The following is a 26,719-nucleotide window of genomic DNA, read 5'->3' on the forward strand; positions in this document are numbered from 1 at the left end:
CAAAGGCGACATGAAACGGGAATGGCCCCGGATGCGGCAGATGGAAAAGAACTCAGCCCGCCATCGTTTGGCCGACGCAACGCTGCCGGATCGCACGAACAGGCTGCAGCCTCTCGGGTCATGTCGTCGGCATCGCCAACACGTCGAACAGCAGCATGGCGCGTGAACCGCCTTGCGCGTTTGGCATGGCGGCACAGCGGTTTCGAGATCGGAGCCGACTGGCAGCGAACTTCACGCCCCACGGTGGCGATGCCTCGCAGCCAGGTTGGATGACCAAGCAAGCCAGGATGTTCGGCACGCTTGTACCCGCTTCAGATGCGAGACGGGTCAAGATGATCATGCTGCACAATGCCCCGCGGCTCTGCGCGTGGGCCGGATTCGAAATAGGGTTGGCCCCGGCCGTTCATACAAGTGGAGTTGGGGCGCGGAGCCGGATCAAGCATATCGGAGATCGGACCCACCGGGCTGTCGGGGAAACCGCCCGTACATCATCCTGGCACCGCCAGACGCTCGTCCGGCGTCATGCGGGCTTCGGCCTGGCGGCGAATGTCCGGATCGACATGGCGCAGCATGGCGCACCAGTCTTGCACATTGTACGTGGTCGCCATGCTGCCCCTGGCCAAATCGTAAATGACGAACGGCTTGTTCGCGATGGCGAGCCGAAATACGTTGACGGCCGTACCGGGTGATGCGCCGTCCCAGACCATCATGCCAAAGTCGGCGCGCCGCGCCATCTCCCGGTCCTTGGCGGCGTGGACCCAGTATCCTTCGGCGCCCTCAGGAGCAGGAACATGGTAGGCAGCCCAGCCGCCCAGAGTTGCGGGGTTCCTTGCCCGCATGGAAGACCCCGACATGTTCGTAGCCGTAGCCAGCGAGCAGGCCCTGCGCCTCGGCATTGGCTCCGGGCGCGTCGCCAATCAGCACGCCGTGCTCGGCAGCAACGATTGCGCCGATGCGAGCGATAGCAGGTTCCGGCAGCTCGAATATCTCGCGTGATCCACCTACGAATATCATCGACATCGTGACTTTCCCTTCTCTCCAGCGTCCCCCGCCCCGCGCCGGCCGCCCTCTCCCTCTAGCCCTACGCGAGGGATCGTCACCCGAAGGCTCGGGGAGCGGCGGGACGCCGCGACTAGAGCCCGGCCGGACGCAGGCCGGCGCGCCCGGACCCTGCCGCTGCCGGAGGCGCTACGCGCGTGGAGCTAGTGGCCTTTGTCGGCCAGCCAGAGACTCACGTCCTGGATCGAGCGCATGAGCACCGACGGATTGTCCCGCGCGGGAATGAAGCCCCAGCTCTGCCAGTTGCGCTCGGCCTCGGCGTCTATCGCCCGCACCACCACCGCGCGGCCGCCGACGATGTCCGCGCTGGCGACGCAGCGATGCAGCGCGTCCTTGACCAGGCCGCTGCCGACGCTTTGCCCGGAATGGCGGTGGCTGACGGCGAGTTGTCCGATCAGCAGGCAGGGGATGGGATCGGGCGTGCGTCCGGTGCGGATAGCGCGCGGTGCGCTGTTTGGCTGGATCACGCCCGGCGCGAGGCCGTAATAGTCGACGACTGTTCCCTCGTCGTGAATGACCAGGACGCGGGTAAACCCGCGGGCCTGGTTCGTTCGCGCGAAGCCGGCCATCCAAGCATTGAGCGCCGACTTGCCGCAATTGAAGCTGTCGAGGCTGTGCGCGTCATCGAGGAGTTCGATGCCTGAAAGCGCCACTAGCGGTTCCAGAACGGGGGCCGACGCAGCCGCTCGGTCGCCTTCGGCGGGGGCGCAGCGGCCGGGGCTGAGATCGCCTGCATGAAGGCGTCATAGGCTTCCGGGGACACGCGGATGACGGTTTCGTTGAGGATGGCCGCCTGCGCCTCGTGGAGTGCTGCGCCCCGCATGAACTCCGTGCGCGACAGGCCGAGCAACTGCGCGCCGCGGTCGATGATGGTGAGATCATCGCTGCGAAACCGCATCGAGACGGATATCTTCCTATTTGCGGCGGCAGCCATGGTGCGTTCCTGTGCTGGAATGGATATACGTCGGTGCAATGCAGCATGACACCGGATTTGCGTGACGAACATTCCTGTTCCTGCGACCGGCGTACAGGCATGCGGAAACGGCGGACTGATCCGATCCGAGGTATGCTCCCTGCTGCGAAAAGAGAACGTCAATCCAGACGGCTGACGCGGCGGCCTTCGCTGCGCGCTTCGATAAAGGCGCCTGCGATCTTCATCATGAATGCCTTGCTGAAACGACCGAGGGGCTTACCGTCGGATTCGATGTACCAGGAGCGTTCGGCAATATCGTAGTTGTATTCGTCAACCACGATCCAGCAGCGTTTGAGATCGGTCAGACCGGCGCGGCGGCACTCGATAGCGGAGACTTCCAAACCGACCCGATCGCCGGGCGGTGGCTGGGATGGGTCAGGCCATCTCTTGCGCCGCCGACAGCGATGACCACGCAGGTCGGCCGGCTCTTGCGGCCTTCCGTTTCGCCGCGCTCGTGTTGCCATGCCCAAAGATACGGGTAGGAGATCACCTGACCAGGCAGAAATCTACCGCTCATCATCGTATCCTTCCCCGCGCGCTAGTCGGTCGATCTCGGCGGCGAAGAGTTCCGTGTGTTCCTCCGGCATCTCGGAGACATGGTATGCGCGGCGGGGATCACTGCCGATGCGCATCCGTTCGTAGTGCTCGTAGCTCATCAGCACGAACCGGGGTTTGCGGTGCTTGGTGAGAATAACGGGTTCGCGGCTGGCAACGTCGGTGACGTCGCCAACCTGCTTGTTGAGATCCCCTGTCGTGAACTGACGCATGGCTGTACTCCTTGTCGATCTCCATATTATCCAGATTTTCTTGATTTGCAAGAAAACGGCGCTCACGCGCCGCCCTCCGCGAACCGCCACACGGGGATGCCGAGCAGACGGGCCTTGTCGGCAAGGTTGTCGGTGATCCCGGAGCCGGGGAAGACGATGAGGCCGTAGGGCACCACGGAGAGAAGCTGGTCGTTGCGGCGGAACGGAGCCGCCTTGGCGTGTCGGTTCCAGTCCGGCTTGAAGGCGATCTGGGTGATCTTCCGGTTCTCGGCCCAGCAGGCGGCGATACGCTCGGCGCCGCGCGGGCTGCCGCCGTGCAGCAGGACCATGTCGGGATGCTTCTCGCGGGCCTTGTCGAGCGCGTCCCAGATCCGGTCGTGATCGTTGCAGTCGAGGCCGCCGGCGAAGGCGATTTTGGTGCCGGCGGGAACAAGCACCTCGGTTTCGGCGTGGCGGCGGGCGGCGAGGAAGTCTCTGGAGTCGATCACTGCCGCGGTCATCGCCTGGTGGCTGACCTTGGAGCCGGTGCGCGGCCGCCATGCCGATCCGGTCTGCGCCTCGTAGAGGTCGGCGGCCTCGTCACGCATGATTTCCAGCACGTTGCGGCGCTCGATGTAGGTGATGCCCTCGGCGGTGAGCCGTTCCAGCTCGACCGACTTCACCTCGGAACCGTCCTGTTCCTGCTGGCTCAAGCGCTGCGCCTCCTCGTTGCGGTCGAGGCTGCGGGCGACGCGCTCGGCGGCACGGTGGAAGACGTTTGCGAACGACCAGAGCAGGTCGTCGAGATCGGGTTCGAGCCTGGTGTCGCCGAGCATGCCGGCCAAGGTCTCGACGATCCCGGCGAGGCCAGTCCGGATCACCTCGTCATCGGGAAGTGGCCGAGGATCAGGTTCGTCCTGATGCGGACGGTGGCCGTACATCTGCAGTTCGAGGATGACGCGGTCGGTCGGCGAGGAGGCGTGGTAGGGCTCGTAGGCGTCGTCGAGAGGAAGCTCGTAGGTCATGGCGTGTCTCCGTCGGTTGTGGCCGCGCCCATCGCGGCCTGACAGCGCATCCCGGCCGCGCCCCGGACGCGGCCGCACCGAAGGCCGGAGCGCAAGAGGAGGACGGCGCCGCCGTTGCGGCCGTGACCGGGGCGTGGCAGGGGTCGCCTCTCGGGCAGGCCGCGGGCGCGGCCTCTCCGGTGACCGCCGCCATGCCTGCAGGCCATCCGGCGGCGCCGCGTCGGCCCGCGCGTGCCGGCCCCGACCCGTTCATCCGGGCGGCAGGAAGAGACGGACATCCTCCGGGACGAGCTGATCGCTGAGCCATGCCGCGAGATGGGCCGGGCCGAGATGGCGCAGATCGTCGTTGAAGTCGCCGAGCTGCGGCCGCAACACCAGGGCGAGGATCCCGGCCTCGCCTGCGCGTTGGCTGAGGCGTTCGATGCCGTGCCGGCCGGCAGCGTCGGCATCGGCTGCGATGTAGAGGCGGCGGCAGCCAAGCGGAAGCCTCAGGCCGGCGAGGTGATTGGCCGAGGTGGCGGCCGCCACAGGCAGCGCCGGTATCACCACCTTAAGCGAAGCCATCGTCTCGAAGCCCTCGCCGGCCGCCATGACCGGGACGGGCATGCCGGGCTCATGGCCTAGCCAGATGCCGTTGCCAAGGATATCCCCCAGCGAGCGGCGTGGATCCGCGAGTTGCGCCTTGCCGTGACCCGAAGGATCAAGCCAAGTCCGTTGCAGGCCGGTGATACGCCCGTCGAGGTTGGTGACAGCAGCAATCAGCGCAGGCAGGGTCTGCGTCTCGCCCGTTACGAGATTCCTATGGTAGCAGCCGGGATGGAAGCGCAGCGCGCGCTCGTGCGTCGAAAGCAGAATGCCGCGGCCGGCAAGATAGCGTTCGGCCAGCGTGCCGGCGATCGGCTGGGACATGGCGAACAGACGACGCGCGGCCTCAGGGGAGCCGCGTTTCGCGGCTGGCTGGCACTGCGCGCCAAGGGGCTGAGGTTGGGGCTGGGGCGGTGGCAGCGGCATGGAGAGGAAGCGACGTGCTTCATCCGCGATGTCACGGAAGTCGACGAGGCCGCAACCTTCACGGATGACATCGAGCAGATCGCCAAATTCAGACGTCGCCTCGTCGACCCACCTACCCGCCGGGCCCTTGGCGTTTGCCCTCAGCCGCACATGCATGGAACGGCCGCGCGTGTTGTGGACATCGCCGACCATCCAGTAATTGCCGGAGCGATGGCCGTTGGAGAGATATTCCCGGCACACCGCCTCGGCGTGTTCGCCAAGGCGGCGTGCCAGCTCGGAGGCCGAGCCCGTCATGATCGCCTCCCCTCAAGCCGCCGAGGTACGGTCGGTGACACCAACCAGCGTATGGCGGTCGAGGAGCGCGGCGAGGATGGCGGACCCTTGCGCGGTCGTCGGGATGAACAGCCGGAGCTTCCAGGAGATGATCTCGGAGATCAGTCCCAGCGCCTTCAGCCGAGGGACCATCGCGTCGGTGAAGCCGATCAATTCGACACGGTAGTCGTTCATGATCCGACTGCGGCGCAGGATCAGGCCATCGGCGAGTTGCAGTCCAATCCGTCCGTCGGCGAGCCCGGTCCAGGCATCTTCCGGCGCCAGCCTCGGCACATCGTCGAGACCCAGATTGCGGAACATGGTCGCGACCAGCGTCGGCGCGATGTGGCGGCCGATGATGCGCTCCCCGGCATCGGTCTGGATTCGATAGACTCGACAGTCGCCGTCCGGCAGCCGACGCCAGATCGGCAACAGCAGACCCGTCACGATGTGAAAGGTGCTGGTGGTGAACTCCGGGACAGCGGCGACTTCTGCCTGCCAAAGCTCGCAGAACAGTTTCCGGTCGGCCGGCTGCCAGTGGGTTTCGGCAAGGGCGCCGAGGCCGAAGCGCAGTTCGTCGGTCGGCCGCAGCAGGCGCGCGCGATGCTCGACGGTTCCGTGGTCGAGCATCAGGCTCGCGGTCGGCAGCTGTATTGCCGCGCGGCTCGAACGTGTGTTGACCAGCAGAGCCGATTGGGGCTCCGCCCGTACGATGGCCAGCGCGTCGACGAGGCCGAGCGGCCGGCTACGGTCCTTGCGCGCGACGGTCAGCACATGCGACTGCGCGCCCGAGACCGGGTGCGAGTAGACGGCGCGGCGATCGGTGACGACGATGCTCTCCGCGGTGATCGTCTCCAGACCCTTGTCATAATTGCCGGCGGCGATGGCGCCTTCTATTCTTCCCGCCATCAACTGCTCGAACACCTCGAACACCAGATTCTGGGTTTCGATGCGCAACGCAAGCAGGCGATTGAGCCAGGTCGTGATCGGCGGCAGTTCGTCGCGCAGCCCGCCCTCGTCAGTCGTCAGCGACAGCCCGGTCACGGTCTCGAAAGTCGTGAGCGAGCAGCCCTCGATCTTGCCCTGATGGAGCAGCATGTAGAATTGGCGAAGTGCGGCCCGCGCGTAGGGGCTTTCGAGATTGTCCTCGGCACGGAACAGCCCTGCCCCGCCGGTCTGGCGCTGACCGCGCGTGATCGCGCCCAGCGTGTCGAGCCGTCGTGCGATCGTCGACAGGAAGCGCTTGCCGGCTTTCACGTTCGCGGCCATGGGTCGGAACAACGGCGGTTGCTTCTGATTTGTGCGGTGGGTCCGTCCGAGACCCTGGATGGCGTTGTCGGCGCGCCAGCCGGCCTCGAGCAGATAATGCTTGCGCAGCCTCTGGTTCCTGACCCCGAGATCGGCGTGATACGAACGGCCGGTACCGCCGGCGTCCGAAAAGATCAGCACGCTCTTGTCGTCATCCATAAAACTCTGGGTCTCGGCCAGATTGGCCGAGCCAGGGCGGTTTTCCACGGCCAGCCGATCGATGCCGTCGCGGCCGGTCTTCTTCACGATGCGGCGCGAGCGGCCGGTCACCTCGGCGACGGTGTCGGTGCCAAAGTGATGGATGATCTGGTCGAGGGCGCTGCCGACCGGCGGCAGCGATGCGAGTTTTTCAACCATCTCGTCGCGCCGGCGAACAGCCTCCCGGCATTGAACCGGGTTGCCATCTTCGTCGTGGACAGGCCGCGAATAGAGGTTGCCTTCGGCGTCCGAATATTCCTCGAACAACTGGGTTGGGAAGGAATGCATCAAGTACCCGCCGACGTACTCGCGCGGCGTGACGTCGACATGCAGGTCAGACCAATCCTCGGTGGGGATCTCGGCAAGCCGCCGTTCCATCAGCGCCTCGCCGGTCGAGACGATCTGCACGACTGCCGCATGCCCGTCGACACGGTCCTGCTCGATCGCGCCGATCAGCGTCGGCGTCATCATCGAGGTGATCAAATGCGAGAAAAAACGTTGCTTGGTACTTTCAAAGGCTGAGCGCGCCGCCGATTTGGCGTTGCGGTTTAGCGTGCCGGACTCATTGGTGATGTTGGTCGCCTCGAGTGCGGCGGTCAGGTTGTTGTGAATGACCTGGAAGGCGTCCGCATAGGCGTTGTAGATGCGGATCTGTTCGTCGGTCAGCGCGTGCTCGAGCAGGTCGTATTCGACACCGTCATAGGAGAGCGAACGCGCCGTATAGAGGCCGAGCGACTTGAGATCGCGGGCGAGCACTTCCATCGCCGCGACACCGCCATCCTCGATCGCGGCGACGAATTCGGCTCGGTTGGCGAATGGAAAATCCTCGCTGCCCCAGATGCCGAGACGTTGCGCATAGGCCAGGTTCTCGACGGCGGTGGCACCGGTCGCGGAGACGTAGACGACACGCGCGTCGGGCAGCGCGTGCTGCAGCCGCAGTCCGGCCCTGCCCTGCTGCGACGGAGCGATATCGCCACGCTCGCTTCTGCCGCCAGCGGCATTGGCCATGGCGTGGGCCTCGTCGAAGACGATGACGCCATCGAAAGATTTTTTGGCCCCCGACGGGTTTTCTCCAATCCCTGTCTGGCTTTCTTTAATCCCCGTCGGGCCTTCGTCCCTCCTCGCCTCTTGTCCGACCCAGTCGAGGATCTGAGCGATCCGGGATTTCTTGCCCTGCCGTTCCTGCGAGCGCAGGGTTGCGTAGGTCGTGAACAGGATGCCTTCGGCGAGTCGGATCGGTGTGCCCTGCCGATAGCGTGAGAGTGGCTGGACGAGAAGTTTTTCCTGGCCGAGTGCTGCCCAATCGCGCTGGGCGTCTTCAAGCAATTTGTCCGACTTGGAAATCCAGATCGCACGGCGGCGGCCCTGTAGCCAATTGTCGAGGATGATGCCGGCGACCTGCCGTCCCTTGCCGCAGCCGGTTCCGTCACCCAAAAACCATCCACGGCGGAAGCGGACCGCGTTCTCAGCACCTTCTGGCGCGGCGGAGACGACATCGCAGGTCTCGTCAACCGTCCAGGCGCCGGTGAGATGGCCGGAATGAGCCTCGCCGGCATAGATGACACTTTCGAGCTGGGCGTCTGACAGCAGGCCCTCGTCGATGATCGCATCAGGAAGAGGCGGCCGATAGGAAGGCTTTGGCGGCGCGACGGCGGCCATTGCGGCCGATTGTACGAGCGGCGTCGGATGCGGTTTTGCGCGGGGAATGTCGATCGACTGGAGCGCATAGGGTTCGTAGATCGTGTCGGTGAGCCGGCCGCTCTCCTCCGGCATCCAGTCGCGCAGCACGTAAGCGAGGGGGACAGTAGGGGTGCTGCTTGCCACGATTGGGCGGGTGGGCTTTGCCCGGGCAATCAGATGGACTGGCCGGCCAGACTTTGGAGCAGTCGGTGCTGCGGTCGCGGGTACGGCTCTCGCCGCGGACCGACCGGCCATGTGCGCTGCTGCGTTCCGCAGGATCCCGTGCGAAAGAGCGCCGATCGAGCCCGGAAAGCCGCCCGGTGTCCGGGGCGGCAGATCCGTGATCCAGGAGAGCAGCGTTTCGACGTCAGCGGCCTTGCCCGGTGACCGGACGAAGCCGGTCGGGTCAGTGGCCGGCACCTTGTCGATGATCGTCAGGCGGGTTTCGGCGGTGGTTCCGTGGCGGGCATAGACGCGGCCGTCGATCGCCACAGTGAAGACGACGGTGCCTTGCTGCTGCAGCCGCTGGAAGGCGGGCCGCCATTTGGGGTTTTCGGGAGACAGCCCGGTGCCGGTGATGGCAACGAGGCGTCCGCCCGGACACAGCCGCGCGAATGCGGAGGAGAGGTGTCGCCATGCCGCGTCGGCGACATGTCCGTCGACATAGGCGCCGACGGTGAATGGCGGATTCATCAGCACGACGGACGGCTCCATGGCCGCGTCGAGATGATCGTCGATATGGGCGGCGTCGTGCCGCGAGACGGGGAACCGTGGAAACAGCAGGCCGAGGAGATCGGCCCGCGTTGCGGCAAGCTCGTTGAGGGTGAGCGATGCCCGGCTTATCTCGGCATGGACGGCAAGCAGACCGGTGCCGGCCGACGGTTCGAGAACGAGGTCGCAAGATGCGATTGCCGCGGCGTGCGCCGTTACGAAGGCCAGCGGCAAGGGCGTGGAGAGCTGCTGCATGGCCTGGCTCTCGTCGGAGCGTCGCGTATGGGTTGGAAGAAGGTCGGCGATGCGCTTTATCATCGCTAGCCTTGCCCGCGGCGTGGCGGACCGGGACAGGATCGCGGGGCCGAACCGGCGCAGAAACAGAACCTGGGCGACTTCGAGGGCCTCATAGGCGTCCTTCCAGACCCAGCACCCTTGCGCATCGCTGCCGCCAAAACTTGTCGTCATGGTGGTGCGCAGTGCGGCGGCGGTGACAGGCTTGCCCTGCTCGAGGAACGGCACAAGCCGCATTGCCGCCTGATAGATCGCCTGGGCGTTGTTGATGGGGGCGTGCGTCGGCGCGCCGAGGGGAGCGGCCGTCCGGGCAACGGCAGATGTGGTCGAAACAATGTTCATGGAGATGTCCTTCGCAAGAGGGGAGTGGCGCCCGCGCCGGCACTCTCTCCGCGCCAGCCGGGCCGCACTCCTTCCGGCTCCCCTTTGCCTCTGGCGCGATGCACCAAACGGGTTGCGCTCTGCGCAAAGCCATGACTTGAATGCGCGGACAGGGATGCGGCGGCGACCTGGAGCTGCGGAGGTGATGCGACGGTTCAGAATTGGCAGTGAGGTCTACGAGGAGGGAGCGCCTGACCTGCAGGCGGCGCTGGCGAACGCCTATGCCCGCACCGAGCGTCCGCTATGCCTGTGCCGCGAGCCGGGCTGCCCGATGTACATCGCCCGCATCGGCGACCTTCACCTGATCAAGCGCATGCCGCTGAGCGGCGGCGGGCATGATCCATTCTGTGATTCATATGAATCGCCTTACGAGCTGTCCGGCCTGGGCGCCTTGATGGGCAGCGCGATACAGCTCGATCCGCAAAGCGGCTTGGCGGCTTTGAAACTCGATTTCAGACTGTCGAAGACGGGGAGCCGGGCAGCGTCCGCGCCTGCTGGCGAGAGCTCCGCCAGTGTAACCGGAGACCCCAGGAGGATGTCGCTGCGTGGCCTCCTCCATTATCTGTGGCACGAGGCCGAATTGACGGTCTGGACATCCCGCTGGGCTGGCAAGCGCCATTGGTGGAATGTCCGCTGGCATCTGCTTGAGGCTGCCGGGCAAATGACGGTGAGGGGCGGACCGCTCGCGGATATCCTGTTTGTGCCCGAGCCGTTTCGCTCCGAGAACAAGGAAGCGATAGAACAACGTCGCAACGCGGTTCTCGGCACGGCGCTCCCGCCAAAATCCGGCCCACGAAAGCTACTGGTTCTGGTCGGCGAGGTGAAGGAAATCATGCCCGCCCGATCCGGTCGGAAACTTGTCGTCAGACATCTGCCGGGCTTTCCCTTTGTCATCGACGATGCATTGCATCGGCGTTTGCAGGCACGTTTCGAGAAAGAATTGTCGCTGTGGGGAGCAGATTCCAGCTCACATCTGATAGTGATCGCGACCTTCGGACTGAACGCGGCCGGCCTCGCTATTGTCGAGGAGGTCGCGTTGATGGTGGTATCCGAGAACTGGATCCCTTTCGAGACGGTTCCGGAAAAGCGGCTCGTTGACGCGCTCGCCCGCCTTCGCGAGAAGAGCGTGAAGGGATTGCGCTATGACCTGCAAACCGACCAGCCGATCGCCAACGCTTTGCTCCAGGACAGGCAGCAGCCGACCGCACTCTTTGTCGTCCCGGCCGGCGCAGACGAAGCGTTCGAGGCTTCGTTGCAGGAGATGCTCGCGAACCGGCCGGAGATGGGTGCGTGGACCTGGCGGGTCGGTGACGGGGAAATGCCGCCGTTGCCGCTCTGAGCGTCGGCGGAATTTCCGACGAGGCTCAGTATGTCTTACCCCAGGCCCAGCTTCTTCTTGAGCTCGGCATTTTCCTTGCGCAGACGGTCAGCAAGCAGGTTCTTAAGGCGCTTGTTTTCTTCCTCGAGCGCGAGCAGGTCCTTCAGATCGCCGCTATCTGCGGCTGGCGCTGCAACCTTCTTCCACTGATAATAGGTCTGCTCCGAAATGCCGGCTTGGCTGACCGCACTCTTGCTGGTCGCACCCCCAGCGATCGACTTCTCGATCTGGGCAAGCTTCTGGGCGCGTTCCTTCTCAGAATAGGTCTTCCGGGCGGTCCGCACCGCCACCGCAGGTTCAGCCGGCTGAGGCCCTGGTCTCGCCCCGTTCTTGCGGGTCGGCTTGGCGAGCTCTGCCTTCGCTTTCCTTGCTCGCGGAACTTTCTTCTTCGCTTCAGGGGCTTCCACTTTGGCTGGTGCCACTGTTGTCTGAACCGTTTGAGCTTCCTGAGAATCGGCCATGATATGCTCCGCTTGTGGATTGTCACCGTCATCAGCGTCGATGGGTCTTATACTGGAGTCAATGAGCTCAGAACCTGGCAACTGAGCACCATCAGACAGCTGCGTCATCTCGGTGACAATTTTGGACAGGTCGAGAGCACCCCAGATCGAATGGCTTGGCTTTTGCTTGCCGCGCTTCTGTTTGACTTCCACGATAAATGGCCGGATCTGGCGCTTCATAGTCCCTTCCTTGATGTGAGGACGACTTGCAGCCAAGTCGCTGTTTCGCGTCAGCGAGTATTCTGCGCCTAGTCTAGGCATCTTATCGCTCTTGCCGAGCTTTATCGGAGAAGGCCAGCGACGAGCAAGCGAGGTTTCCCTGACCTCGGGGACTGGCTCGATCACCGGGACGCAAACGGTCTATTGCGAGCCGAGGTCTCATTTGACGCGACCTTCAGAGCCTATCCATGCCCGCCATCCACAGGCGCCACTTCGCTCGATCCACCGGCAGCTGGCAAATTTCGACATGCTGACGAGGCTCGCATGCTCCAGGTTCGGTAAAGAACCCCCCTGCATCGAGCGCCGCCTACGCCGTCATTCGTTGCCGCCGGGCAAACGTACAAGGGACTAACAGCCGTCCGCATCCGATGACTGTGCACAACCGACTGCATCGATTGCAATCCTGATTTTCTTGGGAGCAAATCTTCTCATGGCGGCGGATGAGCTGGACGCGATTGTTTTCGGGATGGCGGTCGAAAGCGTCCGTGCGCTTCCTCTTGGATTCACGGAAAAAGTCGCAGAAATTGCCATCAGAAGCCACGGCGTACTGCTTTTTGATTTGCGCATCGATGGCGACTTGGAAATGCAGCGGATCGCCGCCGTCCGATATCCAAGCAACCGGACAGGCATTCTGGCGCTAGACAAGCAGGGCTCGGCGATCAGCCATTGCATGGTCAATGGCACTTTCTCCAGCTTTATCGCTCCCTTGGAAGACTGGAACACTCTGCCGCTACCGATGCAGGCCAGGACGAGTATCGCCGGCCCGGCCAGTCTCTTCATCGGCGCCTTACGCAATGCCGGATATATCCTGCGCGGCAGGTCCTGATCCGAAGTTTTGTTCGGCGATTGGCCGATCATATCGTCGAACCAGTCGGCCACACGGCTTCGCTAAGGGCGATTACCCACGGTGATCAGGTGACAAGGATCATCCGACTTGAAGTCTGACCCTGATAGGTGGCTCGCTGGACTACGAGCACCTGGTCGGTGCTGGCCTTAAATACCGTGAAAATGCGCCGGCCGGCGGCGACGCACTGATCGAGCAATGTCGGTTGCCGTCAGGTATCTTGGAAAGCGATAGGGCTGCGTGCAAGCGATCGTAATGTGCGAGAGCGTCTCGCCCGTCGGCGTCCGATAGTACGCCTCCTCGATAGACATCGCGCCGCATAGCCTATCCGACGCGCCTCATTTCAGCGGAGTAGGCGGACCGTGCTAATAGGGACGTTTCGCTTCCGAGCGGCAACTCTCAGGGACAACCTTTATCGTCGCCTCCCTTCTTTGAGTTCCGGCTTGATCGGGCGGAGGACAGGAGTTCGTCAATCTCGAGATCCGACAGATCATCGAGCAGCTTGAAGACAGCATCATGCTTTCCGGCGTTAATGAGAATCGTGCGTTTGCCGCGATGTTCGGCCCACCCGGTTCCGGGATTTGCATTGCGGGCGATGTCCCTGAGTTCGACAGGGGTCATGTTCCAGATCGCCTCGAGCTTCTCCGCGCGGGTCATGCTGTCGCTCGCGCCGGTCTCGTGGGCGATGATGGCGGCGCGCATCTTGTCTGGCGACTGCCGATCCGTGAGGTCGCAAAAGCCATGGAACCAGCGTTCGCGGCCCCGGATCCGGATCGCGAAGAATACGCTGGTCACGTTGCCAGCCTTGAACTCCGAGATGCCGAACATGCCGGTGCGCATGAAGAGCGGCGGCAGCAAATCGAGCATGAAGTGAAATTGGGTCGCTTCGATCTCAAACCATTCGCCTGAATAGGGAGTGCCGGAAAGAAGATCGATGCCGGGAGTGTCTTTGTGTCGGCTGAACAGTTGGAACATCTGCTCGCGGGTGGCGACGCCGTCGAGCACCTTCCTGAAGGGTGGATGTGCGGTCATGGGGTTCTCCTGAACGCAGGTCGGCCACGCGCGGCATGAACCGCTCGTCGCAACTGCTTGGTGATGTTGTGGCTGTCGACTGGCCGAGCCTGCGGCCGGCGCGTGCGCCGGCGATGATGGGGTTTGCAGGCTTCAGGCGGCGCGTTGCTCGGAGGAAGGCGAAGCGCCTCGACCAACCCCAGTGACGGCACGGACGGCGGCGGCGAGCGCCGGGATGTCGTCGAGCATGTCGAGCGCAACGAAGTGGTTGGCCCCGCAGGTATAGTCCTTGCGGCCCTTGCAGGTGCGGATCAGGATGCCGTGACCTGAGGACAAACCGAACTGGCCGACCTGGATGTAGGCGCGGTGATGGTGCAGGGTAATTTCACCGGAAACGGCTATGCCCGCCTTGTTCGAGCGCAGGTCAAAGCTTCCCTGCGGCAGGTTTAGTTGGGCAGCGAGTTTCTTGAGCCGTGAACGGGCTATCGTGTGAAAACGTCTCTTCTGCTGCTCGTCATAGGAGCAGCTTCTGTTCCAGTCGAACATGTCGATCTCCAATGAAATGGAACGGGCCCGCGATCGCTCGCGCGATCCCGGGGCCGTGATCGGGTGGGTTAAATGGTGAAACGGTCAGGCGGCCGTGCGGCCCTCAACGACGTCGGCGCCGACCTCATCGGCGGAGACCTCTTCGAGATAGGCTCGGCTGTACGAATTGCTGGCGAGCCAGCGTTCGGCCGCCTCGCGATCCTTGGCTAAATAGAGCAGTTCCGGGCTGTCGCCGAGTTCTTGCAGGACGCGAACCATGCCGGTCGTGGGGCGCTCGACGATCTCGAAACGCAGGTCACTCTCGACGGACCAAGTGCGCCTGACCGAGACGATGATGCCGCCCTGCCCGAAATCGCCCTCATGCAGGGTGAAGTAGGCGGGCGAGCTATAGGTCGCGCGCTCGCGCGGCGGTTCCTTTTTGACCAGGCGACCGACGCCGTTGCGACTCTCCCACGCAGCGAGTTTCTTGGTGAAGCGAGCCGGCGGTTCGCGGCGCCGTCGCTGTATCGGATAACGCTCCCCAGAGGAGCGGATTCGTACACGATATGTGCGGACATGCGGGTTTCTCCATGTCGGAAAATGAGAAAGGGCCCGGCGGGAGTACCGGGCCCGGTGCGAGCGTGAGGCCGATTATTCGGCGGCCTGGAGGTGGTCCGCATCGTCGCCGTCGATGGTCACCGGCTCATCGGAGGACGGATCCGCATCGTCGGCGAGAAAGGCCGGCAGCTCGGCGGCATCGCGGTCGCGAGCCGCCTCGTCCGACATATCGCCGGCGACCGCGTCACCAGCAGCGGTAGCCACTTCATCGAGGCGCAGCGGCTCGGGCAGCCAGTTCGATCCTTCGAGAAGACGCGCGGCTTCACGGGCCATGATGTCCTTCTTCATGTGCTCGATCAGCTGCGCGGAGTCCGCGCCACGAGCTTCACGGACAGCCTGTAGAATCCGCGCCTTGGTGAGCCGCCCGAGGAACTCGACCGTAGGCGTCCAGCCGGCGTCGACCATGTCGAACTGGAGCGAGCGGCCAAGGACGTCTGCATGCTCGAGCGCCTTCGGTCGCCTGTTCCAGGGTTCGACCACCGCATTGAGGGTCAGCGAGACGCAGTGCGCGAACAGCGCCTTGCGGCTTGCTTCGTCGAGGCCGAGAAGGAAGTTCCACAGGCCATCCGCCTCATCGGGCAAATCGCGGTCCCAGGCTTCGTGCCGCTCGGCGATCTCCTTTGCCCAGGACGTCTCGGCAAGACCGTCGACCTGGCTGAAGCTGCCGCTCTTCAGACTGATCTCAAGACACGTGTCCGGCGCGAAGCGATAGAAGACCTGCAGGACGAAGGCATGGAGTGCGGCGACGATGGCGATCTCGACGTCACCGGCGAGCGCGTTGCGCAGTGCCAGCGTCCGCTGCGCGGTCAGGTCGAAGACGAGCCGATCAGGCAGCGGCTTGATGCCATCGTCCTCGCCGTCGTCACTAGCGCTGTCATTCACCGGCCTGCCGTTGACGACAACTCCAACGCCATCGTCGTCGCCATTGGATCGGGTTCCGCCGTCGGCGTCCCCTTCCTCGCCCTCATCGACGTTGCCGGTTTCGGTCCGCGGCTCGTCCTGGGACCGCACGAAACCGGCGTCGAGCTGAAGCTTGCCGTCCGCGGCAAGGGTAACGAACACACCGGCAATGGCCTTCTGGGCGAGATGGTAGCTTTGAGGACGATCATCGATCGCATCGAGCTCGGCGCCCAGCTGGTCGAGCTTCGCCTCGGCTGCTTCGTCGGCATCCTCGGCCTGGGCATAGTCCGCATCCAGCTTGTCGTATTCGGCCTTGAGCGCGTCGTAGCGTTCGATCTCCTCGGCGCTGAGCTCCTGCGGCTCGGCATAGATGCGCCGCATGCCGGAGGTATGGCCATAGGGAAAGCTGATCGCCGCCTCGACCCATTTCCAGCCTTCGGCGCGGATCGCCTCGGCATCCACCTTCAGCCTGTCGAAGACGAGCTGCTCAAGAAGTGCGGCATCCTGGAACCAACCGCCGGCATCCTGCTCGAACAGGTCGCGAAGGATGACGCCGCCAGCCGCTTCATAGGTTTCGGCGCCGACATAGACGGCCCGGCGATCATCGGCTCGGACCGTGGTCTCCGTCAGCAGGCGCCTGATGTAATAGGGTTCCTGCATGTGCGAGCTGGCAATCCGTTCCCAGACCTGCTCCTGACGTGCATGATCGTCCGAGATCGAAAACGCCATGATCTGCTCAAGCCGGATTTCGTCCTTCTCGTAGAGACCGAGAAGCCTCGGCGACACCGATGCCAGCCGCAGGCGCTGCCTCACCGTCGCAGGCGATACGAAGAAGCGGGCGCCAATCTCCTCCGGATCGAGGCCCTGATCGCTGAGCGTCTTGAAGGCCCGGAACTGGTCGAGCGGGTGCAGGTCGGCGCGCCGCAGGTTTTCGGCAAGCGAATCCTCTTCGGCCGAGGTCTCCTGCTTACGGTTGACGATGCAAGGGATCGGCTCGTTCTTCGCCAGGCGCTTCTGCTTGATGAGGATGCCGAGCGCGAGATAGCGACGGCCGCCGGCGGGCACCTCAAACATGCCGGTCTCCTCGCCCTCGCCGTCGAGCACGGGACGGACGTTCAGGCTCTGGATGAGCTTTCGCCGTCCGATGTCTTCGGCCAGCTGCTCGATCGACACGCCGTCCTTGATGCGCCGAACATTCTTTTGCGACAGCATTAGCTTGTCATAGGGAATATTCTCCGCGGCGTTCATCGCGATCTTCTGAATGGCGTTCTTTGCCATGGTCAGGTTCTCCATGACGGGCGGCCCGGGGCCTCTCCCCGAACCTCCAAGCCCGTCAGGAATCTCCCCTCCCCCCTCTGCCTCCAGGCCTCGCGCCGGCGCCGGCCGCCTGCCGCAAAGCTTCGCTGGACTGCAGACGGCAGAGTGACTATATGTCTTCCATGAACGTGGAAGGATTATTGTCATGCCGGGGTTGAGTACCGAAGTGCTCACCGCCAATGAGGCGGCGGCGGTAACGCAGGTGCCGCTCAAGCAGGTGCATCGCATCATCGATGCCGGATTGCTACGCGGCCGTGTCGAGACACGCCGCGGCAGCCGCGTCATCATCGGAGCGGGTCTCGTCGGCCTACGCCTCGCCTGGCTGACGGCGGAGACGCTGACGCCTGCCGGGCGGCGGCGGATCGTTGAGCACGCCATTGCCGATGATGCTGCGCCCGTAGTCGCGGCCGATCCGCTTAAGGTCGACCTGAAGCCGATCACTGCCGGGGTAAGGACCGGCCTCAGCCGGTTGAGGAAAGCCAAGGCCATGGTGGCGCGCGATCCAGCGGTACTTAGCGGTCAGCCGGCCTTTGTGGGAACACGCGTGCTTGTTCATGACATTGCCGACATGCTCGCCAATGGCGATACGCCCGAGACGATCCGTGCCGCCTATCCGCAACTGACTCTCGACCAGATTGGGCTCGCGGCCGACTATGCGCTCGCCTATCCGCGGCGTGGCCGTCCGCCGGTCAAGCCAGCGTGGCGCAGCACGGCGGCGAAGTCGACACGCACAATCCGTCTCGACGATCTGCCGGCCGTTTCGTGACATTCCTGATCGACGAATGCCTGAGCCCAGAGCTTGCGAAGCTGGCGCGCGAACGGGGTTTTCCCGAGTGAGCCATGTGCGCTGGCTGGGCCTCCGCCAAGGACCATATGGTGACCCGGCGTCGATGACGGCTATGTGCTCGTCACCCACAACACGACCGACTTTCGTGGCCTCTATCGCCGCGAGGAGCTGCATGTCGGGCTGGTCGCCTTCAACACCGCCCTGGCCTGATGAGCCTCGATCTCCAGCACAGGCTCTTTCATCTCGCCCTTTCGGACCTCGGTGGGGAGGAGGCATGAAACGAAGTGCTGGAGATTACGGTGGATGTCGCGCGTACCATCACCATCGAACGGTTCAACCTACCCGACTGACGGACCTCCGAATTCGTTTCCTGCAATCGGGCTGCCAGAAGCCGCCGCTCGCATAACGAAAAAGCCCGCCGCGGGAGGAGGTGCGGCGGGCTTGATTTGGACGACAGCATTCGGGAGGAATAAATGCCGTCCCTGATCGCCAAGGTCGGGAGGAGGTGACCCGGACGAAACTCGATACCGACAGGCTACTCCCTTCCGCGCAGCCGAGAAGCATTAATTGTGCATAGCAGCATTGCGATTTTGTGCGGCGCACAACTAGACCTGAGAGATGTGTTTGCCAGACCGGCAGCGCAGGCCGTGTGCTGCGCGCCGCAGCGATGCACATGTTCGGACACTGGCAGCCTCAGTAGCCCAGTGACGTTCATACTCCTCGCGCAGCATTGCGGTATCATGCTGCTAGATCGAGCAGCTTCTTGGCCTTGCCCTCCATCTCCAGGCGAACATCCTGATGCGGCTTGTCGCGCGCTACCCGCGTAATGCCCTGCACGAAGTCGAAAATCGAGGCGGGCGGGTGCCCTTCCTCCGAAAGCACGGCATCGATGATCCTGGTGGTCTCCGCCTTGGAGAATCCGCGCTTGCGCAGGAAGCTCTGGCGATCTTCATCGTCGCGAGCGACGATCCGCTCCCGCGAAGCCTTGATGCCATTGACGAACGGCATGGGCGAAGACTCCGCGAACTGGATCAGCGCTGGTTCGGCTTCCAGGGCAAAACGCGAGGCGGCATATTTGGAATGCCGGATGGTGATTTCCTCGAAATTTTCCACGCCCCACAGACAAGGATTCTGGCAAACTGCACGTAGATAGAAGCTGGCGATTCCGAGCGTTCGGGCGCCGACTTCGGAGCTCCAGCAATAAATCCCCCTGAAAAAGACGTCGGGCGAGCCATCGGGCAGCTTGCCGGCTTCGATCGGATTCAGGTCGTCGACGAGGAAGACAAAGACATCACGGTCGGACGCATAGAGCGTTGTCCTGTCGTTGGAGATGTCGACGTTCGGATTGTAGATTCCCGTCGACCAGTCGAGCACGCCAGGCACTTTCCAGCGCGTGTCGCCGCTACCGTTGCCGGCGATCTTCTGCACGGCATCGACCAGTTCTGAGTCAAATATTCTGCCGTAGTCGGGGCCTGTTACCGCCCGCAACTCGAGGCGTCCGTTCTCGATTTCCAAGGTCTTCATCTGCTCGGCGCGTTATCTGAACAATCAACCTGTCTCAGCGGTGCTCTTGGGGCGCTGGATCCCGAGAATTCACCGGATCTTTGCTCAGTAGATCAGCATGAGACAGATTAGATAAGTCACAAGTCGACAACTAGCGGCCGTGGCCGAGAGCAGTCAGACTGCCTTGAGCGACCGGAATGCAGAAGCGGACATTCACCTAATTAGTTTCGATAGACGTCGCAGTTTGGCCCCACCGGACCTTCGCAGGCCTTATTGCATGCCCTCCAGGATCAGGCTGGGACCAAGCCGCGCACCACACGGAACGTCATGGGAAATGACCGGGGTCCATCGGGCAAGTCAACCAGATATCCGGCACGAACATGCTGCTCGATCGAACCGCGGGCGTCATCCGAAAGTGCCTTCAACATGGCTGTGACGCTGCCCGGGCCGTCGGTGAACGTAGCCCAATAATCCGCGAAGGACTGATACTCGCAATCCACGACAACGGGAACCTCCGTCACGTCGTCGAGGCCGAGCTTCCGCCACAATGCCGCCTGACCGTTTGGCCAGAATTGCTGTCGCCCCGCCCGCATGGATCTCAGCCTGGCGACGTCCGCATCAAGCAGAGCACCGGTGTTATAGACGAGGTCGAAGGCGGGCATGCCACCAAAGAACTGAGTAACAGCGGACGCGACCACGCCGCCCGGACGGGTCACGCGCTTCATCTCGGCAACTACCTGTTCAATTTCCGGGATAACGTCCAGGGCCAGCGTGGAAACGGCCGCATCGAATACGTTGTTGTCGAACCGCATGTGCCGAACATCGCCGTGTTCATATGCGATATTGGGGTGGGATCGACGAAGGCGGGCTCCTTCCAAGTATCCCTCCGATGCATCAACACCAATCACATGCGCGCCCGCCTCGGCCAGTGCTTTCGTCAACACACCTGTCCCACAGGCTACATCGAGTACGCGACCGCCCGGAGCGACATTGACATGGGCGAGAAATAGGCTTGCCAGATGTTCGCTCCAGCGCCCCATGAAAGCCTCGTAGACGTCGGAATCAGCCCAATTATATCGTAGTTGTGCGGGTTCCATGGCTTGCCATCCTTCCTCAATCACGGATGGACCTTAACACGGTCATGCGAGCCGCGTATCGCCGTCACACCGCACACTGGCCTTCCCGTCGGGGTGCTCCGAGGTCCCGCTTTGGTCGGTTTGACCAGTTCGATCCGCGTAGGTCGAACGGCGGGTAGCCGGCCCGTCACATCCTGTTCTCGGTGCTGGTGCGGAACAGGGTTGAGGGGCCGGCAGCCACAGCCCGAGCCCCTGCCTCGACGGAGAGGGCGAGCGTGGGAGCGCCGACCATGATGGACGGCCCGGGCCAGATCGGTTACGAAGCTGCGCGGCTCTCAGCCAACGCTGTCGTGAGACGGGCGTCGTAGCGGCACAACGCTGGTCGCAGGTGATCGAGCCAGTTCCTCCCGCAGGCCGTCGATCACCGCATCGCGCTCGGCGACCTGCAACGTCAGAACCTGGATGTGCTGCGCAAGCGTGCGGGCCAGCGCCCGCAGCTCGGCCATCTCGGCGCCGCGCACGGCGCGGAGCTCGGCTTCGAGGGCGCGAATGCGCTCCTTGAGGACTCTGGGGGAGGATCTCCGGTGGCGCGCTTCGGCGGCACGGAACTCGGCAAGAAGAGCGCCGGCCCGGTTCGCCGTCGCCCGGCTGACGCCGGCCTCGCGCGCCAGGTTGGCGACGGTCAGCGCCCCGTCGGTGCGGGCGGGGCGACCGTCGAGCAGCCGCTCCACGGCCGCCCTCAGCGCGGCTTCGCTCTTCGGCCCAAGCGCGGTCATGCATCACCGTCCACGAGAGGAGCGATCAGACGGCGCTTGCGCTCATTGTCCTTCAGGATCGCCGTGCGCTGCAGCGGCGACAGGCGTCGGTTGGCCAGCAGCGCCTCGCCCTAGGCGATGGAGGCCTGCCATGGCTCGCGGTGCCGGGCGGTCAGGCAGGCGTTGGGGCACCGGTCGGGGCTGCAGCGCGACAGGGCCGGCGCCGTTCGCTCGTCATCCGGCGCATCTTTGAGGCAGAGCGCGGTCGCCGCGTCGAACAGGCAATCATTGAGGAAGCCGACATGCAAGGTCCGCCCGAGATGGGCGAGCATGGTGCCAGCCGCTTGCGGTCCATGATCCGGCCGGGAAGATCGCCGAGCTCCTGCTGCACCTGGGCGAACTCGCGGCGCAGCCGGAGAGCGCCCGGTCCGGCGGGGCCCTCACGGTCGAGATAGGCCTCGTAATGGGCGACGATATCATCGAGCTGGCCAAGCGCACGCTCGCGCTCGACGGCAAGGCGGAAGTCGGCCCGGGCCGATCCGGCGTAGCCCTCGAACATGGCTAGGCGGCTGGCGCGCCGACCAGGCTGGCGAGTTGGCCAAAGCTCCAATGCGTCGGGGCCACAGAGGCATGCGCATCAGGCAGCATCAGCTTCAGGCGCTCCGGGTCGTCGCGGCTGGCCTCGACGCGGATCAGCTCACTGTCAACGATGCGGGTCTTGCTGCGTTCGGACCGCCGCTTCACCGAATTATGGAGATCGGTGAGAGAAAGGTAGCGCTCGTCCGCCGGCCGGTTGAACCACTCGGAAGAAACGCGACCGACACGTTGGCCACGGCTGACATCCACCTTGTAACCGCCCCGTGGATTCACCGTAGGAGCGAGAACTTGCAACTGGGTCATGGAGCTTTCTCCGCGACGGGCGCCGGAAGCCTCTCTTCCAGCCCTCGACCCGTCACGCGGGCCATCCACCCTCTCCCTCTGCCGTCCGGCAAACGGGCAAACGCCGCGGCCGCACCTCCGCAAGGAATACACGTCAGAGAATCGATTTGACCGCGTGCTTCAAAGCCGGGACGCCGGAAGCGATGGTCCTGCTGTTGGCGGAACCGCACGCGGCAATCGCTACAAGGTCGTCGCCGGAGCGGATCGGCCACGTCGAGCAGTGTCACGCGACTGCCGAAACAACAGAAATGCAACAGGTTCGTTGCTATCGGAAGCGGTCGTCATTATGAAACGACTGTTCGACGCCAATCGTTTGATCCGCCAGGAGTATTTCGTGACAGAAGAAACCGAGAGCAATACGGACAAGCTCATCGAACTCACGGCTGATGTAGTCTCAGCCTATGTTTCAAACAACCCGGTGCCAGTCGGTGAACTACCCGCCCTCATCGGACAGGTCCATGCCGCCCTGAAGGGCACGACCGGCGGTGTGTCGGAAAGACCTGAAGTTCTCAAGCCTGCCGTGCCGATCAACAAGTCAGTGACGCCCGACTACATCATCAACCTGGAGGACGGGAAGAAGTTCAAGTCGCTGAAGCGGCACTTGTCGACCCATTATGGCCTGACTCCGGATGAGTATCGCGCCAGGTGGGGCCTGCCGGCGGATTATCCCATGGTTGCGCCGAACTATGCCGCAGCGCGCTCAGCCCTCGCTAAAACCATGGGCCTCGGCCGCAAGCCGAAGGAGCCCGAAGAGCCGGCGCCCGCGAAACGTCCCCGCAAGAAGGCCACAGCCTGATTGTAGCCTGATGGGTCGGTTGGGCGCGTTACCGCCTGGCAGCTTTGGGGCCGATGGCGAAATGGCGGCTTTCGGCGTCCGAAGAACGATAGCGGATGTTCAGCGGGTGGGTCGAAGTGGCTATTCACAACCGCGCAAACGGTCTCGCTGATAGCGAGGTGCTGGCGGGACGTTTGGCGTAGTAAGTTTTGCGCTCGCAACCTACACAAATTGGGCGTATCGTGGCATATCGTCGGTTGCTAATACATGAACCGGCGATCGAGAGCGCAAGAGTCCCGCATCAGACTAGGCGCGCTAGGTTCCACAACTATTAGGTAGCGTTCACCGGTTCATCTGCCTCTGCCGAAACCTCTTTTGCTCGGTTCCGGCCAGAATTGCCTTTTGCCAATCGGAAGAGGAGCGCTTGATGCAGATTCTGCAAACCCGCCGCCGATTCCTGACCGGCGCTGCAATGGCAGGCGCTCCCGGTATCGTCGGTCTTCCGGAGTCACTCCACGCCGAGCCGCTGGAAACGACCACGGTTCGTCTGCCGCGGTGGGTTGGTGGTTCCTATTGCTGGGCAGGCGCGTACATCGCCGGAGAACTGATGCGCGCAGAGGGCTTCACCGACGTTCGCTACGTAGAAGCCGACAGAAGCGTCGACCAATCGGAATGGATCGCACGCGGTGAGACCGATTTCTCTGTGAACTTTCCGCCGAATCAGATCGCGTCGATCGACGCTGGCGTGCCGATCAAGGTGCTAACCGGGTTGCACTCGGGATGCCTCGAACTGATCGCCAAGGAGAGCATCCGCAGCGTCACGGATCTGCGGGGCAAGAGGGTGGGCGTGGATGGTTTCAATAACTCGCGACACATGTGGCTGACGCTCATGTCCGCGTATGTCGGGCTCGATCCCGTGAACGATATCCAATGGGTCTTGACTAAGGACGTCAAGCCCACGGAACTCTTCATCCAAGGGAAGATCGACGCATTCCTTGGGACGCCGCCCCAGCCGCAGGAGCTGCGCGCCAAGAAGATCGGCCACACGATCCTCAACAATGCCGTCGACCGCCCATGGTCACAGTATTTCTGCTGCATGATCTCCGCCACCACGGACTACGTGAACAGGTACCCGGTGGCGACCAAGCGGGTCTTGCGATCCATCCTCAAGGCCGCCGACCTCTGCGTGTTGGATCCGCAGTGGGTGGCCCGGCAGATGGTCGATCGCGATTTCGTCCCGTCGCATGACTACGCGCTCCAAACGCTGAAGGTATCCGCTACGACCGCTGGCGGGAATTCGATCCTGAAGACTCCCTGCGGTTCTACACACTGCGCATGCAGGAGACGGGCATGATCAAATCGAGCCCGCAACAGATCATCGCCAACGGAACGGACTGGCACTTCCTCGACGAGTTGAAGCATGAGCTAAAAACCTGATCCCATCTGTCTCGAGGGGAGACGTAGACATGCAAATCATCCAGAGCCGCAGGCGCTTCCTGGCCGGCCTGACGGCTGCCGGCACCGCAAGCCTCGTCGGCGCTCCAACTCGAGTTCTTGCCGAGCCAGCGCCGGAGACCACACGCATTCGCTTGGCCAAGATCCCTAGCATCTGCGTGGCGCCACAGTATGTTGCAGAGGATCTGCTGCGCGCTGAGGGCTTCACCGAGGTTGCCTATGTCGCCGCAGGCCCCGGTGCGGCCACGGCCTCCGCGGTGGCGAATGGCGAGATCGACTTTAGCCTCAACTTCGTGACAAATTCGATCGTCGCCTTGGACTCCGGTGCGCGGCTCACTCTGCTCGGCGGCATCCATCCCGGTTGCTTCGAGCTGTTTGCCAAGCGCGGGATCGACAGCGTCGTCGATCTGAAAGGCCGGAACGTCGGCGTCCAGGGGCTCGGTTCGGGGCCGCATCTGTTCCTCGCCAGCATCGCGGCCTATGTCGGGCTCGATCCGGCGCGCGACATCAACTGGGTGGTGGACCCGGCGGTCAAGCCCAAGGAGCTGTTCGCGCGGGGCGACATCGATGCGTTCCTGGGCTTTCCGCCGGACCCGCAGGAATTGCGGCGCAACAAGGTCGGGCACGTGATCGTCAACAGCACTGTGGACCGACCTTGGTCACAATATTTCTGCTGCATGCTGTCCGGCAACAGCGATTTTGTGGCCGCGCATCCGGTTGCTACCAAGCGTGTGCTGCGCGCCATCCTCAAGGCTGCGGATCTATGCACCGCTGCGCCGGCCTTGGTTGCCGAGCGCTTGGTGGCGGGCGGGTTCGCCAGCCACTACAATGATGCGTTCGCAGCGATCAGCGAGTTGCCCTACCGGGAATGGCGGGACTACGATTCCACTGATACCGTCCGCTTCTATGCGCTGCGTCTGAAGGAAATCGGTTTGATCGGCTCCACACCCGACAGGATTATCGCGAAAGGTACGGACTGGCGCTTCCTCAACGAACTCAAGCGCGAGCTGAAGACCTAATAGGCGGCGGGAGCGGTCGTTCCACCTCGTTGCCGGCGATGTCTGCATTTTGGGCGGTGGCAAAGGCGTCCGCAACGGCCGACATGAGGCGCATCCAGTCCGATCGCCCTAAGGGTTCAACTGGGGCCGGTGACTGGCAGCTTCGAGTCTTGGAATGCCAGAAGCGGGCCTTAGATGCCCAGCTTGCATGGACGAGCACTGACCTGATGCAGATCTTCATGTCGATCACTCGAACGGAAGCAAGTAAACTCGAACTGGCCATTCGCGACAGCGCAAACAGTCTCCCTGACAGCGAGGCGCTCGCGTTTGGCGGAGTAAGTTTTGCGCTCGCAACCAACGCAAATTGGGCGCCGGCCAAAATCGGAAGACCGGTTCGGGTCATATAGAGACATTCCTTTGCCTGTCACCGGCGACCGCTTCGGGTCGCATCAGGTCGTAGCGCGAACGGCTGGTTTGGAGAAGCGGCAGGAAGGTCAGCAAATGGCGCGCGGAGCGGCCGATGGTGAAGTCCGCTGGTGACCCGACGCCGCCGCCACAGCAAACCTATTGCAGCGATAGGGGCATCAATTCTGAGGAGCAAAGGTGGTCACGTTTTCCGGCCTCAAGTCGTCGATAGTGCTCGCGCGTATCCACAGCCATCCGGCCAGCCAGGCGATCGCTGTCGCAAGAATTACCAGGCCCAGGTCGAGAGCCCACTCCGGCACGAACACACGGAGCGCGATAGGCACCGCGCCAATGAAATAGAGAGCGAGTGGAATGCGCGGCACGGCTCTTCCGACGGCAAGAGAGATTACAAACGCGAGCGTCCCAAACAGAAAAAGAAACGAACTGACGACCAGAACGAGTCCGAGCGGCCCGCCGCGCAGGTCGATGATGGTTGCCAGCGGAAGCTTCGAAAATACGAGATTGATCACCACTTCCACACCTTCCAGACTTGCCAGTGCAATGAAGTTGATGACAAAGGCGATAGTGCCGAACAAGCCCGCGCGCCGGCCAAACGCAAAAAACAAGCCTACGACAAGACCAAGCGCCAATATCTCGGCGAGTGGTGCGAGAATTTGCGTTAGATCGGTGGTCGGGATGAGCGCGCTGCGTTTAGCCGCGTTGACCAGAAGAATAAGCGCGCTTCCCGCTCCGGCGATGGAGGCAAGCCGATAAAGCGTGACGCTGGACACTGCCGTGCTCGACTGAACAGTCGGGAAATTCTCCTTGTGCCGAGGTTCTTCGGCTGAGCTCTGCAACGACGTGAATTGCGGACGGCGGGGTTTGGCGTTTCTGGCGTGCATGTCGTCTCCTTCAGCTGGGAGTTCGGGAGCCGCGTAGACCACAGGCCTGTTCCGATCCCGGTTGTAATCGCTGCTTACATCATTTCATCGAAGGTGTAAACAGTGATTACATAA

23 protein-coding genes and 3 pseudogenes are annotated in these 26,719 nt (G+C 63.2%); 6 read left to right on the forward strand and 20 right to left on the reverse strand.

Annotation, left to right across the window (positions count from 1 at the left end):
- Positions 1–488 precede the first annotated feature (488 nt).
- From NKI24_RS28090 to NKI24_RS28130, 9 genes and pseudogenes are all read right to left on the reverse strand, one after another.
- Positions 489–734, reverse strand: a complete 246-nt coding sequence (locus NKI24_RS28090; RefSeq protein WP_352749992.1) for a hypothetical protein — start codon at positions 732–734, stop codon at positions 489–491.
- Between the two features lie 43 nt (positions 735–777).
- On the reverse strand, positions 778–1,020 hold the full coding sequence (locus tag NKI24_RS28095) for a hypothetical protein (protein WP_352749993.1): 243 nt from the start codon (positions 1,018–1,020) through the stop codon (positions 778–780).
- 182 nt (positions 1,021–1,202) lie between these two features.
- A complete protein-coding gene (locus tag NKI24_RS28100; protein WP_352749994.1) occupies positions 1,203–1,712 on the reverse strand; it encodes a GNAT family N-acetyltransferase in 510 nt (169 codons plus the stop codon).
- The gene (locus tag NKI24_RS28105) at positions 1,712–1,993 is read right to left on the reverse strand and encodes a type II toxin-antitoxin system TacA family antitoxin (RefSeq protein WP_352749995.1); all 282 of its coding nucleotides are present in this window, start codon (positions 1,991–1,993) and stop codon (positions 1,712–1,714) included. Before NKI24_RS28105 ends, NKI24_RS28100 begins: the two co-directional genes overlap by 1 nt.
- A 158-nt stretch (positions 1,994–2,151) precedes the next feature.
- Positions 2,152–2,549: pseudogene (locus tag NKI24_RS28110) on the reverse strand (hypothetical protein).
- A complete protein-coding gene (locus tag NKI24_RS28115; protein ID WP_352518109.1) occupies positions 2,539–2,799 on the reverse strand; it encodes a type II toxin-antitoxin system prevent-host-death family antitoxin in 261 nt (86 codons plus the stop codon). The pseudogene NKI24_RS28110 and the gene NKI24_RS28115 overlap by 11 nt, the downstream one beginning before the upstream one ends.
- 62 nt (positions 2,800–2,861) lie before the next feature.
- Positions 2,862–3,803 carry a DUF2493 domain-containing protein gene (locus NKI24_RS28120; protein ID WP_352749996.1) on the reverse strand — a complete coding sequence of 314 codons (942 nt, stop codon included), beginning with the start codon at positions 3,801–3,803 and terminating at the stop codon, positions 2,862–2,864.
- Positions 3,804–4,052: 249 nt separating this feature from the next.
- Complete coding sequence (locus tag NKI24_RS28125; RefSeq protein WP_352749997.1) at positions 4,053–5,108, reverse strand: DUF7146 domain-containing protein; 1,056 nt, start codon at positions 5,106–5,108, stop codon at positions 4,053–4,055.
- Positions 5,109–5,120: 12 nt separating this feature from the next.
- The gene (locus NKI24_RS28130) at positions 5,121–9,659 is read right to left on the reverse strand and encodes a strawberry notch-like NTP hydrolase domain-containing protein (RefSeq protein WP_352749998.1); all 4,539 of its coding nucleotides are present in this window, start codon (positions 9,657–9,659) and stop codon (positions 5,121–5,123) included.
- Positions 9,660–9,843: 184 nt separating this feature from the next.
- Between NKI24_RS28130 and NKI24_RS28135 the strand changes: the two genes are divergently transcribed.
- Positions 9,844–11,037, forward strand: coding sequence for a DUF1173 domain-containing protein (locus NKI24_RS28135; protein ID WP_352749999.1), 1,194 nt, complete (start codon positions 9,844–9,846; stop codon positions 11,035–11,037).
- A gap of 35 nt (positions 11,038–11,072) precedes the next feature.
- On the opposite strand, the gene NKI24_RS28140 is transcribed toward NKI24_RS28135, so the two are convergent.
- The gene (locus NKI24_RS28140; protein ID WP_352750000.1) at positions 11,073–11,756 is read right to left on the reverse strand and encodes a transposase; all 684 of its coding nucleotides are present in this window, start codon (positions 11,754–11,756) and stop codon (positions 11,073–11,075) included.
- Positions 11,757–12,225: 469 nt separating this feature from the next.
- Here NKI24_RS28140 and NKI24_RS28145 point away from each other — a divergent pair, with 469 nt between their 5' ends.
- The gene (locus NKI24_RS28145; protein ID WP_352750001.1) at positions 12,226–12,621 is read left to right on the forward strand and encodes a hypothetical protein; all 396 of its coding nucleotides are present in this window, start codon (positions 12,226–12,228) and stop codon (positions 12,619–12,621) included.
- A 417-nt stretch (positions 12,622–13,038) separates the two neighbouring features.
- On the opposite strand, the gene NKI24_RS28150 is transcribed toward NKI24_RS28145, so the two are convergent.
- The 4 genes from NKI24_RS28150 to NKI24_RS28165 form a co-directional block, all read right to left on the reverse strand.
- A complete protein-coding gene (locus NKI24_RS28150; protein ID WP_352750002.1) occupies positions 13,039–13,671 on the reverse strand; it encodes a DUF1419 domain-containing protein in 633 nt (210 codons plus the stop codon).
- 132 nt (positions 13,672–13,803) lie between these two features.
- Positions 13,804–14,196, reverse strand: a complete 393-nt coding sequence (locus NKI24_RS28155; protein WP_352750003.1) for a hypothetical protein — start codon at positions 14,194–14,196, stop codon at positions 13,804–13,806.
- Positions 14,197–14,280: 84 nt separating this feature from the next.
- On the reverse strand, positions 14,281–14,730 hold the full coding sequence (locus NKI24_RS36040; protein ID WP_502901494.1) for a UCP036055 family protein: 450 nt from the start codon (positions 14,728–14,730) through the stop codon (positions 14,281–14,283).
- 96 nt (positions 14,731–14,826) lie between these two features.
- Entirely contained in the window at positions 14,827–16,971 is a 2,145-nt protein-coding gene (locus NKI24_RS28165; RefSeq protein ID WP_352750005.1) for a ParB/RepB/Spo0J family partition protein, read from the reverse strand.
- A 184-nt stretch (positions 16,972–17,155) separates the two neighbouring features.
- On the opposite strand from NKI24_RS28165, the gene NKI24_RS28170 reads away from it, so the two are divergent.
- Entirely contained in the window at positions 17,156–17,776 is a 621-nt protein-coding gene (locus tag NKI24_RS28170; RefSeq protein ID WP_352750006.1) for a DUF433 domain-containing protein, read from the forward strand.
- A 759-nt stretch (positions 17,777–18,535) separates the two neighbouring features.
- Here NKI24_RS28170 and NKI24_RS28175 read toward each other — a convergent pair.
- From NKI24_RS28175 to NKI24_RS28195, 5 genes and pseudogenes are all read right to left on the reverse strand, one after another.
- A pseudogene (locus NKI24_RS28175) lies at positions 18,536–19,333 on the reverse strand (DUF932 domain-containing protein); the annotation flags it as partial.
- 257 nt (positions 19,334–19,590) lie between these two features.
- Complete coding sequence (locus NKI24_RS28180; RefSeq protein ID WP_352750007.1) at positions 19,591–20,397, reverse strand: class I SAM-dependent methyltransferase; 807 nt, start codon at positions 20,395–20,397, stop codon at positions 19,591–19,593.
- A 314-nt stretch (positions 20,398–20,711) separates the two neighbouring features.
- Entirely contained in the window at positions 20,712–21,152 is a 441-nt protein-coding gene (locus NKI24_RS28185) for a hypothetical protein (protein WP_352453168.1), read from the reverse strand.
- 110 nt (positions 21,153–21,262) lie between these two features.
- Entirely contained in the window at positions 21,263–21,463 is a 201-nt protein-coding gene (locus tag NKI24_RS28190) for a hypothetical protein (RefSeq protein ID WP_352453169.1), read from the reverse strand.
- Between the two features lie 232 nt (positions 21,464–21,695).
- Positions 21,696–22,031 (reverse strand): annotated as a pseudogene (locus NKI24_RS28195) (hypothetical protein); the annotation flags it as partial.
- A 373-nt stretch (positions 22,032–22,404) separates the two neighbouring features.
- Here NKI24_RS28195 and NKI24_RS28200 point away from each other — a divergent pair.
- The 3 genes from NKI24_RS28200 (at position 22,405) to NKI24_RS28210 (ending at position 25,319) form a co-directional block, all read left to right on the forward strand.
- On the forward strand, positions 22,405–22,866 hold the full coding sequence (locus NKI24_RS28200; protein ID WP_352750013.1) for a Ros/MucR family transcriptional regulator: 462 nt from the start codon (positions 22,405–22,407) through the stop codon (positions 22,864–22,866).
- 406 nt (positions 22,867–23,272) lie between these two features.
- Positions 23,273–24,199 carry an ABC transporter substrate-binding protein gene (locus tag NKI24_RS28205; protein WP_352750008.1) on the forward strand — a complete coding sequence of 309 codons (927 nt, stop codon included), beginning with the start codon at positions 23,273–23,275 and terminating at the stop codon, positions 24,197–24,199.
- Between the two features lie 112 nt (positions 24,200–24,311).
- Positions 24,312–25,319, forward strand: coding sequence for an ABC transporter substrate-binding protein (locus NKI24_RS28210; protein ID WP_352453171.1), 1,008 nt, complete (start codon positions 24,312–24,314; stop codon positions 25,317–25,319).
- A 563-nt stretch (positions 25,320–25,882) separates the two neighbouring features.
- Here NKI24_RS28210 and NKI24_RS28215 read toward each other — a convergent pair.
- Entirely contained in the window at positions 25,883–26,605 is a 723-nt protein-coding gene (locus tag NKI24_RS28215; RefSeq protein WP_352750009.1) for a hypothetical protein, read from the reverse strand.
- Positions 26,606–26,719 lie beyond the last annotated feature (114 nt).

Source organism: Mesorhizobium sp. M0701 (assembly GCF_040320365.1).
Lineage (GTDB): Bacteria > Pseudomonadota > Alphaproteobacteria > Rhizobiales > Rhizobiaceae > Mesorhizobium.